Below are 12,883 nucleotides of genomic sequence, written 5' to 3'. Positions count from 1 at the left end.
CCGGACACGGCTCCGCCCCGGCGCGGCGCGGGGCCGGCCGGGGCGGAGTGGCCGCGGGGCTCACGGACGGGGCGGGGGTCCGCCGCCGTCCGGGGGCTCCTGCCGGATCAGGCGAGGCTCGCGATCGCCTGGTTGAACGTGGCCGAGGGGCGCATGACGGCGGCGGCCTTGGCCGGGTCGGGCTGGTAGTAGCCGCCGATGTCGGCCGGCTTGCCCTGGACGGCGATCAGCTCGTCGACGATGGTCCGCTCCTGCTCGGTCAGCGTCTTGGCGAGCGGGGCGAAGGCCTCGGCGAGCGCGGCGTCGTCGCTCTGGCCCGCCAGCTCCTGGGCCCAGTAGAGGGCCAGGTAGAAGTGGCTGCCGCGGTTGTCGATGCCCCCGAGGCGGCGGCTCGGCGACTTGTCCTCGTTGAGGAAGGTGGCGGTGGCCCGGTCCAGGGTGTCCGCGAGGATCTGGGCGCGGGCGTTGTCCGTGGTCGTGGCCAGGTGCTCGAAGCTGGCCGCGAGCGCGAAGAACTCGCCCAGGCTGTCCCAGCGGAGGTAGTCCTCCTTGACGAGCTGCTGGACGTGCTTGGGCGCGGAGCCGCCGGCGCCCGTCTCGAAGAGGCCGCCGCCGTTCATCAGCGGGACGACGGACAGCATCTTGGCGCTGGTGCCCAGCTCCAGGATCGGGAACAGGTCGGTGAGGTAGTCGCGCAGCACGTTGCCGGTCACCGAGATGGTGTCCTCGCCGCGGCGGATGCGCTCCAGGGAGAAGGCGGTGGCCTTCACCGGCGACATGATCTCGATCTGCAGACCGTCGGTGTCGTGGTCGGCGAGGTACGTCTTCACCTTGGCGATGAGCTGCGCGTCGTGGGCGCGGTCCTCGTCGAGCCAGAACACGGCCGGGGCGCCGGTGGCGCGGGCGCGGGTCACGGCGAGCTTGACCCAGTCCTGGATCGGGAGGTCCTTGGCCTGGCACATGCGGAAGATGTCGCCGGCGCCGACGGCCTGCTCCAGCACGGCGTTGCCCTCGGCGTCGACGACGCGGACGGTGCCGGTGGCCGGGATCTCGAAGGTCTTGTCGTGGCTGCCGTACTCCTCGGCCTTCTGCGCCATCAGGCCGACGTTGGGCACGGAGCCCATCGTGGACGGGTCGAAGGCGCCGTGGGCGCGGCAGTCGTCGATGACGACCTGGTAGACACCGGCGTAGCTGCTGTCCGGGAGGACGGCGATGGTGTCGGCCTCCTGGCCGTCCGGGCCCCACATGTGGCCGGAGGTGCGGATCATGGCCGGCATGGAGGCGTCGACGATGACGTCGCTGGGGACGTGCAGGTTGGTGATGCCCTTGTCGGAGTCGACCATGGCGAGGGCGGGGCCCTCGGCCAGCTCGGCCTCGAAGGCGGCCTTGATCTCGGCGCCGACGTGCGGCACGGAGTCGAGGCCCGAGAGGATCGCGCCGAGACCGTCGTTCGGGCTGAGGCCCGCGGCGGCGAGGACGTCGCCGTACTTGGCGAAGGTGTTCGGGAAGAAGGCGCGGACCACGTGGCCGAAGATGATCGGGTCGGAGACCTTCATCATCGTGGCCTTGAGGTGCACGGAGAAGAGCACGCCCTCGGCCTTGGCGCGGGCGATCTGCGCGGTGATGAACTCGCGCAGCGCGGCGACGCGCATGACGGCGGCGTCCACGACCTCGCCGGCCAGGACCGGGACGGACTCGCGGAGCACGGTGGTGGTGCCGTCGTCGGCGACCAGCTCGATGCGCAGCGTGCCGGCCTCGGCGATCACGGCGGACTTCTCGGTGGAGCGGAAGTCGTCGACGCCCATGGTGGCGACGTTCGTCTTCGAGTCGGCGGACCAGGCACCCATGCGGTGCGGGTGGGTCTTCGCGTAGTTCTTCACCGAGGCGGGGGCGCGGCGGTCGGAGTTGCCCTCGCGCAGGACGGGGTTGACCGCGCTGCCCTTGACCTTGTCGTAGCGGGCGCGGACGTCCTTGTCCTCGTCGGTCCGCGGGTCGTCCGGGTAGTCCGGGAGGGCGTAGCCCTGCGCCTGGAGCTCGGCGATCGCGGCCTTGAGCTGCGGGATCGAGGCCGAGATGTTCGGCAGCTTGATGATGTTCGCGCCGGGCGTGGTGGCCAGGGCGCCGAGCTCGGCGAGCGCGTCGTCGATGCGCTGGCTCTCCTGGAGGCGCTCCGGGAAGCTGGCGATGATCCGGCCCGCCAGGGAGATGTCACGGCTCTCCACGGTGACACCGGCCTTCGAGGCGTACGCCTCGATCACGGGCAGGAACGAATACGTCGCCAGGGCCGGGGCCTCGTCGGTGTGTGTATAGATGATGGTCGAGTCAGTCACCCTGTGCTCCGCTCCACGTCTGCAACATTGCTTGACATCAAGATATCTCGTGATCGCCACTGTCTCGACAGGGCCCCGCCCCGTCCAGTCCGGAACCGGCCGTACCGCCCCCGTGTCCGGGATTTGCGCCAGGCGCGCGCGGCTGGCAACGTGCGAACGCATGACCACGGAGAACGGGCCCGGCACGGCCTTTGAGCAGGCGGTACGGCTGCGCGAGCAGCGGACTCAGCAGGCGCGGGAGCAGCTGGTGGCCCTGGCCGCGGAGCACCCCGGGGACGCCCGGATCGCCTACCAGACCGCCTGGGCGCATGACGCGCTCGGCCTGGAGGCCGAGGCGGTGCCCTACTACGAGCGGGCCGTGGACGGGGCGGGGCTGACCGCCGAGGACCGCCACGGCGCGTTCCTGGGCCTCGGCAGCACCCTGCGCGTGCTGGGCAGGTACGGGGCGGCGCGCGCCGTGCTGGAGCGCGGACTGGCGGAGTTCCCGGACGACGCCGCGCTGCGGACCTTCCTGGCCATGGTGCTGTACAACCTCGGCGAGGCCCGGGAGTCGGTGGGGCTGCTGCTGAAGGTGGTGGCCGACACCGGCGCGGACCCCGGGCTGCGGGCGTACGCGCCGGCCGTCGCGCACTACGCGGACCGCCTGGACGAGGTGGAGTGACCCCGCTCACGGCCGGTGCGAGCGGGGGACCTCCTCGCCCGCCGGGACCGGCCCCGGCGGGGTGCCGTCGCCGAAGGGGCGGCCGCCGAGCCGTTCGCGGTGGTGCGGGGTGAGCCAGCCCGCGAGGTCGGGTCCGGCGGGCACGATGCCGGTGGGGTTGATGCCCGTGTGGACCCGGTAGTAGTGCTGCTTGATGTGGTGGAAGTCGACCGTGTCGCCGAATCCGGGGGTCTGGTAGAGGTCCCGGGTGTAGGCCCACAGGACGGGGTCCTCGGCCAGTTTCGCGCGGTTGCACTTGAAGTGGCCGTGGTAGACGGCGTCGAAGCGGACCAGGGTGGTGAAGAGCCGGATGTCCGCCTCGGTGATCGTGTCCCCGACGAGGTAGCGCTGTCCGGCGAGCCGCTCGGAGACCTGGTCCAGGCGGCGGAACAGTGCCTCGTAGGCGCTGTCGTAGGTGCTCTGGCCGTCCGCGAACCCGGCCCGGTAGACGCCGTTGTTGACGTCCCGGTAGATGCCCTCCATGACCTCGTCGATCTCCTCGCGCAGCGGCTCGGGGTAGAGGTCGGGCGCCCCGGGGCGGTGCAGCGCGGTCCACTCGGTGGCGAGGTCCAGGGTGATCTGCTGGAAGTCGTTGGTGACGAGCCGGCCGCTGGGGACGTCGACGATCGCGGGGACGCTGACGCCTCCGGGGTAGTCGCGCTCCCGGGCGTCGTACGCCTCGCTCAGGTACCGGATCCCGAGCACCGGGTCGCGTCCGCCCGGGTCCAGGGTGAAGCGCCAGCTGCGGTCGTCCTGGAGCGGGTCGGCGACGGCGAGCGAGAGGGCGTCCTCCAGGCCGAGCAGCCGCCGGGAGACCAGGGCGCGGCTGGCCCAGGGGCAGGCGCGGCTGACGACGAGGCGGTAGCGCCCGGCCTCGACGGGCCAGCCGTCGCGGCCGTCGGCGGTGATGCGGTCGGCGAAGTGGCTCCGGGACCGTTTGAAGGGCTTGTGCCCGTAGGAGCTGTTGCCGTCCTGGGCGGTGGGGCCGGGTGCGTTCATCTCGATTCCCTGCGGTCGGTGGCGGCGGACGGGGAGTGCGCCGTACGGTTCCTGCCCCGCTTGTCGCCGCCCACGTCGGCGAGGGCCACCAGAAGTGCGGCGACCACGAAGGCGACGGAGACCACGAGCCCGTGGTCGTAGGCGGTGGACCAGGCGGCGGAGCCCACCTGGGCGAAGAAGACCGAGCCGACGGCGGCGATGCCGATCGCGGAGCCGACACGCTGACCGGTCTGGAGGGTGCCGCCGGCGCTGCCCGCGCCCGCCACCGGCACCTGGGACAGGGTGAGGGTCTGGTTGGGGGCGATGACCAGGCCGCTGCCCAGTCCGGCGAAGAGCAGCGGGGCGGCCATGGCCCAGCCGACGCCCCGGCCCGTATCGAGGTGGACGGCGAGGGCCGTGGCGGCGAGGCCGATCGCGACGGCGGCCAGCCCGACGACGACCAGCGGGCGCCCGTACCGTCCGACGAGCCGCCCGCCCGGACTGGCGGCGACGGCGGAGCCGAGCGCGAACGGGGTGATGGACAGCCCGGCCTGGAGGGCGGTGTAGTGCAGTCCGCTCTGGAGGTAGAGCGTCGTGATGAAGAAGATCGAGGTGAAGCCGGCGAAGTACAGCAGGATCAGCAGACAGCCCAGCCAGTAGGAGCGGACGCGGAAGAGCGCGAGGCTGACCACGGGTGTGGTGCCGCGCCGCCCGCACCGGGACTCCCAGCCGACGAAGACCGCCAGCAGGGCCGCGGCGAGCAGCAGCAGGAGCCATTTGGTGTTGCCTGACCACTGGTGGGCCTGGACGAACGGGAGCAGCAGCGCCAGGACCCCGGCGCCCAGCAGCAGCACGCCGACCGGGTCGAGGTCGCGCAGCCGTACGGAGCCGGCCGAGGGGGTGTCCGGGAGCAGCCGCCGGGCAAGCAGCAGGCAGACGACGCCCAGCGGCAGATTGACGTAGAAGACCCAGCGCCAGCCCTCCTCGGCCCCGGCCGCCTGGATGAGGAGGCCGCCGAGCAGGGGGCCGACGGCGGTGGAGATGCCGACCACGGTGCCGAACATGCCGAAGGCGCGGCCCCGTTCCCGGCCCGCGAACATCTGCTGGATGAGCGCGGAGATCTGGGGCGAGACGAGGCCGCCGGCGAGTCCCTGGACGAGCCGGGCGACGACCAGCCAGGTGCTGGACTGGGCGGCTCCGCAGGCGGCGGACGACAGGGTGAAGAGCGCCAGTCCGGTCATGAAGACCTGGCGGCGGCCCCGGGCGTCGCCGAGCCGACCCGCGGGGATGAGGAAGAGGCCGAAGGCGAGGGCGTAGCCGGAGAGCACCCATTGCAGATCCGACTCGGGGGTGTGCAGTCCCTCGCGGATGGAGGGCAGTGCGACATTGACGATGGAGACGTCCAGCAGGGTCATGAAGCCGGCGACGAGACAGACCGCGAGGGCCCGCCAGCGCCGTGGGTCGGGGCCGTCGTCCTTCCCTGCAGCGCTCGCGCCCGGCCCCGCGGGGCCCCCGTGTGCCGCACTCTCCGCCATGGCTCGCACCCTAGGCCGCGGGGCGCGGATCCTCATCCCGGCAGGGCCACCCGGCCCAGCACCGATCACCCTTCACGCATATGCAAGGCTTTTTCATGCAGATGCTTGCATGTGCAAGCATGAATGGCCTATTTTCCGTGATATGCAGTCCTACACCATCGGGCAGGCCGCCCGTCTGCTCGGCGTCAGCCCCGACACCGCGCGCCGCTGGGCCGACGCGGGCCGGGTCGCCACCCATCGCGACGAGGGCGGCCGGCGGCTGATCGACGGCCGCGCCCTGGCCGCCTTCTCGGTCGAGGTCGCCCAGGGCGCCACGGGCGAGGAGGAGGCCTCGTACACCTCCGCGCGCAACGCCTTCCCGGGCATCGTCACCGCCGTCAGGCTCGGCGACGTGGCGGCGCAGGTGGAGATCCAGGCCGGTCCGCACCGGCTGGTGTCCCTGCTGACCAGGGAGGCCGTCGAGGAGCTGGGGCTGGAGGTCGGCATGCAGGCGACCGCCCGGGTGAAGTCGACCAGCGTGCACATCGACCGCGCCTGAGCGGTCCTCCGGGCGCGGGTGCCGGCCTCAGGCCGCGCCCTTCTTCGCCGCGTCCAGGATCTTGATCACGGTGTGGAAGAAGCGGGTGGTCGCGTCATGGCCGAGCACCCGCTCCTGGAAGCCCTTGGCCGCCGGCGCCCGTCCGTTGATCAGGTACCAGACGACGAAGGCGTCGTACGCGGTGTGCCCGATGATCTCCATGTCCTCCTTCGCCGACCGCATCGGCAGCGACAGGTCCGGATCGATCCGCTCGGTCGTGAACACCACGCAGCAGCGCAGGTCGTCGGTGACGGTGACGTCCTTGAACGGGTCCAGGGCGACCAGCGCCTCCAGTTCGGGGACCGTGCGCAGGCAGACGGCGACCTCGTAGCCCAGCTCGCGCTCCAGACCCTCCGCGATCCGCGCGGCCAGCGCCGCCCGGTCGCTCTCGTCGGACTCGAAGAAGACGTTGCCGCTCTGGATGTAGGTGCGGACGTCGGCGAAGCCCATGTCCCGGAAGAGACCGCGCAGCCGGTCCATCTTCACCGAGCGGCCCGGCACGTTCATCCCGCGCAGAAGTGCGATGTACAGCAAAGCGTTCACCTGTCCGTCGGTGGAGGAGTCACGGCCGCGCCCGCCAGCGTAGCCCGACGCACACCGGGCCGCCCCGCGCAACCGCCTCCCGCGAATGCCCGGCCGTGCCCCGGAACTTCGCACCGGTGCGGGTCCGGTTCTTCGCAACGTGCCCTCCGGCGTCCTACGGTGGTGGGCGGCCCACGCCCCACCGGACCCCGTACACCGCGTACGTCTCGACAACTCGCCTGGGAGAAACCGTTGCGCATGCTGATCAACGTCCCCGAAACCGTGGTCGCCGACGGATTGCGGGGGATGGCCGCCGCCCATCCGGAGCTGGTCGTGGACGTCGAGAACCGGGTCGTCGTCCGCCGCGACGCGCCCGTCGCGGGCCAGGTCGGCCTGGTCTCCGGCGGCGGTTCGGGGCACGAACCGCTGCACGCGGGGTTCGTGGGCCCCGGCATGCTGTCGGCGGCCTGCCCCGGCGAGGTGTTCACCTCGCCCGTCCCGGACCAGATGGTGCGGGCGGCCGCCGCCGTCGACAGCGGGGCCGGGGTGCTGTTCGTCGTGAAGAACTACACCGGCGACGTCCTCAACTTCGAGATGGCCGCCGAACTCGCCGAGGAGGAGGGGCTGCGGGTCGCCCAGGTCCTCGTCGACGACGACGTGGCGGTCACCGACAGCCTGTACACGGCGGGCCGGCGCGGCACGGGCGCGACGCTGTTCGTCGAGAAGATCGCCGGGGCGGCGGCGCAGGAGGGCGCGCCGCTGGACCGGGTGGCCGCCCTGGCCCGCCGGGTCAACGCCTCCTCACGGAGCTTCGGGGTGGCCCTGACCTCGGTCACCACGCCCGCCAAGGGCTCCCCCACCTTCGATCTGCCGCCGGGCGAACTCGAACTGGGCATCGGCATCCACGGCGAGCCGGGCCGGGAACGGCGTCCGATGATGACCTCGCGGGAGATCGCCGACTTCGCGGTCGACGCGGTGCTGGCGGACCTGAAGCCGAACGCGCCCGTGATGGTCCTGGTCAACGGCATGGGCGCGACCCCGCTGCTGGAGCTGTACGGATTCAACGCGGAGGTGCAGCGGGTGCTCTCCGAGCGCCGGGTCGTGGTGGCCCGGACGCTGGTGGGCAACTATGTGACCTCGCTGGACATGGCGGGCTGTTCGGTGACGCTCTGCCAGGCGGACGAGGAGCTGGTCCGGCTCTGGGACGCCCCGGTGGAGACCCCCGCGCTGCGCTGGGGCCGGTGACCGGCCGCCTTCGCCCGCCCGCCGTTCCCTTCCGCCCGACTCTGGAGACGCCTGTGCTCGACGCCGCTTTCTTCCGCCGCTGGATGACCACGACGGCCGCCTCGGTCGACCGCGAGGCCGCGCGTCTGACCGACCTCGACTCCGCGATCGGCGACGCCGACCACGGCAGCAATCTGCAGCGGGGATTCGCCGCGGTCACCGCGGCCCTGGAGAAGGAGCCGCCCACCACTCCGGGGGCCGTACTGGCTCTGGCGGGACGGCAGTTGATCTCGACCGTCGGAGGCGCCTCCGGACCGCTGTACGGGACGCTGCTGCGGAGTACGGGCAAGGCCCTGGGCGACGCCCCGGAGGTCTCCGTCGAGGACCTGGCGCGGGCGCTCGGCGAGGGCGTGGCGGCGGTGGGCCGGCTGGGCGGGGCGCAGGCCGGTGACAAGACGATGCTGGACGCGCTGATCCCGGCGGCCGAGGCGCTGGGGACCTCGTTCGCGGCGGGGCGGGAGGCGGCCGTGGCGGGGGCGCTGGCGACCGTGCCGCTGCGGGCCCGCAAGGGCCGGGCGAGCTATCTGGGCGAGCGGAGCATCGGGCACCAGGATCCGGGGGCCACGTCCGCCGCGCTGCTGATCGACGCACTGGCCCGGACCGCGCGGGAGACGGCATGAGCGCGGGCGGGCAGGTCGGCATCGTGCTGGTCTCGCACAGCGCTCCGGTGGCCGAGGCGGTCGCGGAGCTGGCCAGGGGGCTGGCGGCCGGCGGCGCGACGGCCCCGGTGGCAGCCGCCGGAGGCACCCCGGCGGGCGGTCTGGGCACCAGCGCCGAACGGATCGCCGAGGCGGCCCGCGCGGTGGACGGGGGCGCCGGGGTCGCGGTCCTGGTCGATCTGGGCAGCGCCGTGCTGACGGTGAAGGCGATGCTGGCCGACGGGGACGAACTCCCGGACGGGACCCGTCTGGTGGACGCGCCGTTCCTGGAGGGCGCGGTGGCGGCGCTCGTCACCGCGTCGGCGGGCGGGGACCTGGCGGCGGTGGCCGCCGCGGCCTCGGAGGCGTACGACTACCGCAAGGCCTGACCGGCCGGGGCGTCGCGCGCCCGTGCGGCCGCCGGCGGGCGGGCAGGACGTGCGCCGCGTGCCCCGCGCGCGGAGACTTGAGGGCATGAACGCGCCCTCCTCGTCCCCGTCCGCGCGGCGCAGCGCCGGGCTGCTGCTGTTCCGTACGGGCGCGCACGGGCTCGATGTGCTGATCGGGCACATGGGCGGGCCGTTCTGGGCCCACCGGGACGCGGCCGCCTGGTCGGTCCCCAAGGGCGAGTACGGACCGGAGGAGGGGCCCCGGGCGGCGGCCCGGCGGGAGTTCGAGGAGGAGTTCGGCCGGCCGGTCCCGGACGGCGAGTGGCTGGAGCTGGGCGAGTCGCGGCAGGCCGGTGGCAAGACCGTGACGGTGTGGGCGGTGGCCGCCGACCTGGATCCGGCGACGGCCGTCCCGGGGACCTTCACGACGGAGTGGCCCCGGGGGTCCGGGAAGCTGCGGGAGTTCCCGGAGATCGACCGGTTCGCCTGGTGCTCACCCGAGGTCGCGGCCGGCCGTCTCGTCGCGGGGCAGCGGGTCTTCCTGGACCGGCTGGCCGAGGTGCTCGCGGACCGGCCGGGTCCGGCCTCCTGAGGGGGTGCGCTCGCGCACCGGCCCGACGGGGCGGCCGTCGCGCAGCTCCAGGCGGTCGCCGCCGAAGCGCTCGCGGAAGCGGCGGTCGTGCGAGACGGCCACGACGGCGCCCTCGTACGCCGCCAGGGCCTCCTCCGTCTCCTCCACCAGGGAGAGCGCGAGGTGGTTGGTCGGCTCGTCCAGGACCAGCAGATCGGCGGGGCGGGTGACCAGCCGGGCGAGCGCGAGCCGCCGCTGCTGCCCGACGGAGAGCGAGGCGACCGGGACGGACAGGTCGGCGGGGCGGAACAGACCGAGCCCGAGGAGCAGTTCGGTGTACTCCTCGGCGTGCCCGGGGCGCCCCGCCGCGAACGTGGCGAGCAGGGTGCGGCGGGTGACGCGGGCCGGGAGTTCCTGCGGGAGGTAGCCGATCCGGGCCCGGCGGCGCACCGTGCCCGCGTCGGGCGCGAGATCTCCGGCGAGCACCCGCAGCAGGGTCGTCTTCCCGGCGCCGTTGGGGCCGGTGACGAGCAGCCGCTGCCCGGCCTCCACCCGGAGGCCGGGCAGCTCCAGACGGTCCCCCACGGCGACGGAGGAGAGCTCCACGAGCGGTCCGGAGGCGGGCGCGCCCCCGGTGGCGAGCACGAGACCGGCGGTGAAGCGCAGGGGCACCGGCGGTGCGGGGACGGGCCGGGCGCGCAGTTCCTCCAGCCGGGACCGGGCCGCGGCCACGCGGCCGGAGAGCTTGGCCTCGTGCGAGCGGCGGTGCTTGCCGTAGCCCTCGTGCGGGTCCTTGCCGGTGGCGCGCAGCCGGCGGCCGGCGGCGTCCACCAGCTCCTCGGTGCGCGCGACCTCGTCCAGCCACTCCTGGTGGTCCTGCGCCCAGCGGCGGCGTGCGGCGGCCCTGGCCGTGCGGTAGCCCTCCCAGCCGTCCCCGTAGCGGACCACGCCGTGCCGGTCGCGGTCGACCTCGACGATGACGGTGGTGGTCCGCTCCAGGAACGCGCGGTCGTGGGTGACCAGGACGACGGTGCCCCGGTGGGCGCGCAGCCGGTCCTCCAGCCAGGTGACGGCGTCCGTGTCGAGGTGGTTGGTCGGTTCGTCGAGCAGGAGCAGTTCGGGATCGGCCGCCAGCACGCAGGCGAGGGCGAGGCGGGACCGTTCCCCGCCCGAGAGGCCGGCGAGGGCGCGGTCGCGGGTGAGGTGGGCGAGTCCGAGGCCGTGCAGGGTCCGGTCGACCCGGGCGTCGGCGAGGTAGCCGCCGCGCTCCTCGTACTCCGTCAGCAGGTCGCCGTAGGCCGCGAGTTCCGGGTCGGTCGCGCCGCCGGGCGCGGCGAGGGCGCTCTCGGCGGCGGTGATCCGGCGTTCGAGGGCGCGGAGCACGGCGAGCGCGGTGTCGACGGCGTCCTGGACGGTGTGCCCGGGGTCGCGCGCGAGGGTCTGGGAGAGGTGGCCGACGCCGCCGGGGAAGCGGACCGAGACCTCACCGCCGTCGGGGGTCTCGGCCCCGGCGATCAGCCGCAGGAGGGTGGACTTCCCCGAGCCGTTCTCGCCGATGACGCCGACGTGGTCGCCGGGACGGACGGTGAGGGAGACCCGGTCGAGGACGGTGCGGTCCCCGTAGGCCTTGGAGACGTCCTTGAGGACGAGCTGGGAGCGGTCGTGCGCGAGCGGCATGGGTACGGGCTTCCTCGGGGGTGCGTGCCGGACCGGCCCGGTACGGGGCACGGCGCGGCGGGGATTCCGGACGGGGTGAAGGGGCGGCCCGGTGCGGCGGCCCTGCCGGAATCAGCGGAAGAAGTGGAGGAAGCCCATGCGGTCAGTGTAGCCGTGGCCCGTCGCACGGTCCCGGCCTTTCCGGCCGCGGGGGCGGGCCGCCGGGTGTCACCGGTTCGGACCGCACCCGGCGCCGCCGCCGGGCGTTGTACCGGCGGGGGGACGGCTTTCCTTCCCTTCTTCCGCCGGGTCGCGGAACCCTTCCCACCGCTTGAGCGTCTACAGTGACGTAGACCGACTACACCCATGTAGTCGGTCCGGGCGTTCCCCTGGGCCGCCCGTCACCCCGGTGGGAGGCCCTTCACCGTGTACGTTCCGCTCCCGGCCCCGCTGCCGCTCGCGGTGAACCCGCTGGACGCCGGTTCGCTGCTGTCGGCCTTCGGCGCGCTGGGGATCGCCGTCGTGCTCTTCGCGGAGACGGGGCTGCTCGTCGGCTTCTTCCTGCCCGGCGACTCCCTGCTCTTCACCGCCGGACTGCTCTGCGTCTCCGGCACCCACGGCCCCGCGCTGTCCCTGCCGCAGGTGCTGGCGGCCGCGGTGGCCGGCGCGCTGGCCGGTGCCCAGACCGGCTACTGGATCGGCCGGCGCGGCGGACGGGCGCTGCTCGCCCGCCGAAGCTCCGGACGGCTGCACGAGGGTGCGGTCCGCGCCGAGGAACTGCTCGCGCGCTACGGGCACGGGCGCGCGATCGTGCTGGCCCGCTTCGTCCCCGTGGTGCGCACGGTGCTCAATCCGCTGGCCGGCGCGCTCAACGTACCGGCGCGGGTGTTCGCGCTGTGGCAGACCGTCGGCGGGGTCGTCTGGACCGTCGGACTGGTGCTCGCCGGATACGCGCTCGGCTCGTCGGTCCCCCACGTGGACCGGTACCTCCTGCCGGTCGTCGCCCTGGTGGTCGCGGTCTCGCTGATCCCGCTCGCCACCGAACTGCTGCGCGCCCGCGCCCGCCGGACCCCCGAAGGAGACAGCCAGTGACGGCTCTCGCGTTCACCGCCCCCTCGATCGACGGCGGGCTCTACACCCGGGTCACCGAACTGGCCCGGCACTCCCCCGGACCGCTGGACTCCGCCGTGCGGCTCTGGACCGACTACGGCCTCGTCGTGTTCGCGGTGCTGATGCTGGTCTCCTGGTGGCGCTCGCGCTCCGGGGATCCGGCCAGGACCGCGGCGGCCCTGTGCGCACCGCTGGTCGTGGTGGCCGCGTTCCTCGTCAACGACGTGGTGAAGTCCCTCGTCCAGGAGCAGCGGCCGTGCCGGACGCTGTCCGTCGTGACGGTGGAGGCCTGCCCGCCGCTCGGCGACTGGTCCTTCCCCAGCAACCACACGACGGTCGCGGCGGCCGCGGCGACGGCGATCTGGCTGGTGGACCGCCGGCTCGGCGCCCTGGCGTGGACCGCCGCCCTGCTGATGGGCGCCTCGCGCGTCTGGGTCGGGGCGCACTATCCGCACGATGTGGCGGTCGCCCTGCTGGTGGGCGTCCTGACCGCCTGGCCGCTGACGGCGGCGGCCAGGCGCTGTGCCCCGGCCGTGGAGCGGCTGCGCTCCGGCCCCTTGCGCCCCCTGGTCGCCGTGGACCGGTGACCGGGG

The 12,883-nt window shown here is 73.8% G+C and carries 12 protein-coding genes and 1 pseudogene; 8 read left to right on the top strand and 5 right to left on the bottom strand.

What is annotated here, in order from left to right:
* Positions 1-107: 107 nt before the first annotated feature.
* Entirely contained in the window at positions 108-2,330 is a 2,223-nt protein-coding gene (locus ACZ4FH_RS18535; protein WP_467305869.1) for an NADP-dependent isocitrate dehydrogenase, read from the bottom strand.
* A 160-nt stretch (positions 2,331-2,490) separates the two neighbouring features.
* On the opposite strand from ACZ4FH_RS18535, the gene ACZ4FH_RS18530 reads away from it, so the two are divergent.
* Entirely contained in the window at positions 2,491-2,991 is a 501-nt protein-coding gene (locus tag ACZ4FH_RS18530; protein ID WP_467305868.1) for a tetratricopeptide repeat protein, read from the top strand.
* Between the two features lie 6 nt (positions 2,992-2,997).
* On the opposite strand, the gene ACZ4FH_RS18525 is transcribed toward ACZ4FH_RS18530, so the two are convergent.
* Positions 2,998-4,029, bottom strand: coding sequence for a glutathione S-transferase family protein (locus ACZ4FH_RS18525; RefSeq protein ID WP_467305867.1), 1,032 nt, complete (start codon positions 4,027-4,029; stop codon positions 2,998-3,000).
* On the bottom strand, positions 4,026-5,543 hold the full coding sequence (locus ACZ4FH_RS18520; protein ID WP_467305866.1) for an MFS transporter: 1,518 nt from the start codon (positions 5,541-5,543) through the stop codon (positions 4,026-4,028). The genes ACZ4FH_RS18525 and ACZ4FH_RS18520 overlap by 4 nt, the downstream gene beginning before the upstream one ends.
* Before the next feature lie 142 nt (positions 5,544-5,685).
* Here ACZ4FH_RS18520 and ACZ4FH_RS18515 point away from each other — a divergent pair, with 142 nt between their 5' ends.
* Positions 5,686-6,081: a TOBE domain-containing protein gene (locus ACZ4FH_RS18515; protein ID WP_467305865.1), complete on the top strand. Its 396-nt coding sequence runs from the start codon at positions 5,686-5,688 to the stop codon at positions 6,079-6,081.
* A 27-nt stretch (positions 6,082-6,108) separates the two neighbouring features.
* On the opposite strand, the gene ACZ4FH_RS18510 is transcribed toward ACZ4FH_RS18515, so the two are convergent.
* On the bottom strand, positions 6,109-6,663 hold the full coding sequence (locus tag ACZ4FH_RS18510; protein ID WP_467305863.1) for a DUF1697 domain-containing protein: 555 nt from the start codon (positions 6,661-6,663) through the stop codon (positions 6,109-6,111).
* 237 nt (positions 6,664-6,900) lie between these two features.
* Between ACZ4FH_RS18510 and dhaK the strand changes: the two genes are divergently transcribed.
* The 4 genes from dhaK (at position 6,901) to ACZ4FH_RS18490 (ending at position 9,545) form a co-directional block, all read left to right on the top strand.
* Positions 6,901-7,887 carry a dihydroxyacetone kinase subunit DhaK gene (gene dhaK, locus ACZ4FH_RS18505; protein WP_467305862.1) on the top strand — a complete coding sequence of 329 codons (987 nt, stop codon included), beginning with the start codon at positions 6,901-6,903 and terminating at the stop codon, positions 7,885-7,887.
* Positions 7,888-7,940: 53 nt separating this feature from the next.
* Positions 7,941-8,546, top strand: coding sequence for a dihydroxyacetone kinase subunit DhaL (dhaL, locus tag ACZ4FH_RS18500; RefSeq protein ID WP_467305860.1), 606 nt, complete (start codon positions 7,941-7,943; stop codon positions 8,544-8,546).
* Complete coding sequence (locus ACZ4FH_RS18495) at positions 8,543-8,953, top strand: PTS-dependent dihydroxyacetone kinase phosphotransferase subunit DhaM (RefSeq protein WP_383634090.1); 411 nt, start codon at positions 8,543-8,545, stop codon at positions 8,951-8,953. Before dhaL ends, ACZ4FH_RS18495 begins: the two co-directional genes overlap by 4 nt.
* An 85-nt stretch (positions 8,954-9,038) precedes the next feature.
* Positions 9,039-9,545 carry an NUDIX hydrolase gene (locus tag ACZ4FH_RS18490; protein ID WP_467305857.1) on the top strand — a complete coding sequence of 169 codons (507 nt, stop codon included), beginning with the start codon at positions 9,039-9,041 and terminating at the stop codon, positions 9,543-9,545.
* Positions 9,546-9,575: 30 nt separating this feature from the next.
* Here ACZ4FH_RS18490 and abc-f read toward each other — a convergent pair.
* Positions 9,576-11,201 (bottom strand): annotated as a pseudogene (gene abc-f / locus ACZ4FH_RS18485) (ribosomal protection-like ABC-F family protein); the annotation flags it as partial.
* A gap of 405 nt (positions 11,202-11,606) precedes the next feature.
* On the opposite strand from abc-f, the gene ACZ4FH_RS18480 reads away from it, so the two are divergent.
* Both ACZ4FH_RS18480 and ACZ4FH_RS18475 read left to right on the top strand, forming a co-directional pair.
* On the top strand, positions 11,607-12,272 hold the full coding sequence (locus ACZ4FH_RS18480) for a DedA family protein (protein WP_467305855.1): 666 nt from the start codon (positions 11,607-11,609) through the stop codon (positions 12,270-12,272).
* Entirely contained in the window at positions 12,269-12,877 is a 609-nt protein-coding gene (locus ACZ4FH_RS18475; protein WP_467305853.1) for a phosphatase PAP2 family protein, read from the top strand. Before ACZ4FH_RS18480 ends, ACZ4FH_RS18475 begins: the two co-directional genes overlap by 4 nt.
* Positions 12,878-12,883 lie beyond the last annotated feature (6 nt).

It is taken from the genome of Streptomyces sp. NPDC024555 (assembly GCF_055559335.1).
This window is presented reverse-complemented; position numbering and strand designations above follow the sequence as displayed.

Bases quoted from the DNA above. Each gene is read 5' to 3' on its own strand.
- ACZ4FH_RS18530 (WP_467305868.1), top strand. From the start codon at position 2,491: ATGACCACGGAGAACGGGCCCGGCACGGCCTTTGAGCAGGCGGTACGG.
- ACZ4FH_RS18525 (WP_467305867.1), bottom strand. From the start codon at position 4,029: ATGAACGCACCCGGCCCCACCGCCCAGGACGGCAACAGCTCCTACGGG.
- ACZ4FH_RS18520 (WP_467305866.1), bottom strand. From the start codon at position 5,543: ATGGCGGAGAGTGCGGCACACGGGGGCCCCGCGGGGCCGGGCGCGAGC.
- ACZ4FH_RS18515 (WP_467305865.1), top strand. From the start codon at position 5,686: ATGCAGTCCTACACCATCGGGCAGGCCGCCCGTCTGCTCGGCGTCAGC.
- dhaK (WP_467305862.1), top strand. From the start codon at position 6,901: ATGCTGATCAACGTCCCCGAAACCGTGGTCGCCGACGGATTGCGGGGG.
- ACZ4FH_RS18495 (WP_383634090.1), top strand. From the start codon at position 8,543: ATGAGCGCGGGCGGGCAGGTCGGCATCGTGCTGGTCTCGCACAGCGCT.
- ACZ4FH_RS18490 (WP_467305857.1), top strand. From the start codon at position 9,039: ATGAACGCGCCCTCCTCGTCCCCGTCCGCGCGGCGCAGCGCCGGGCTG.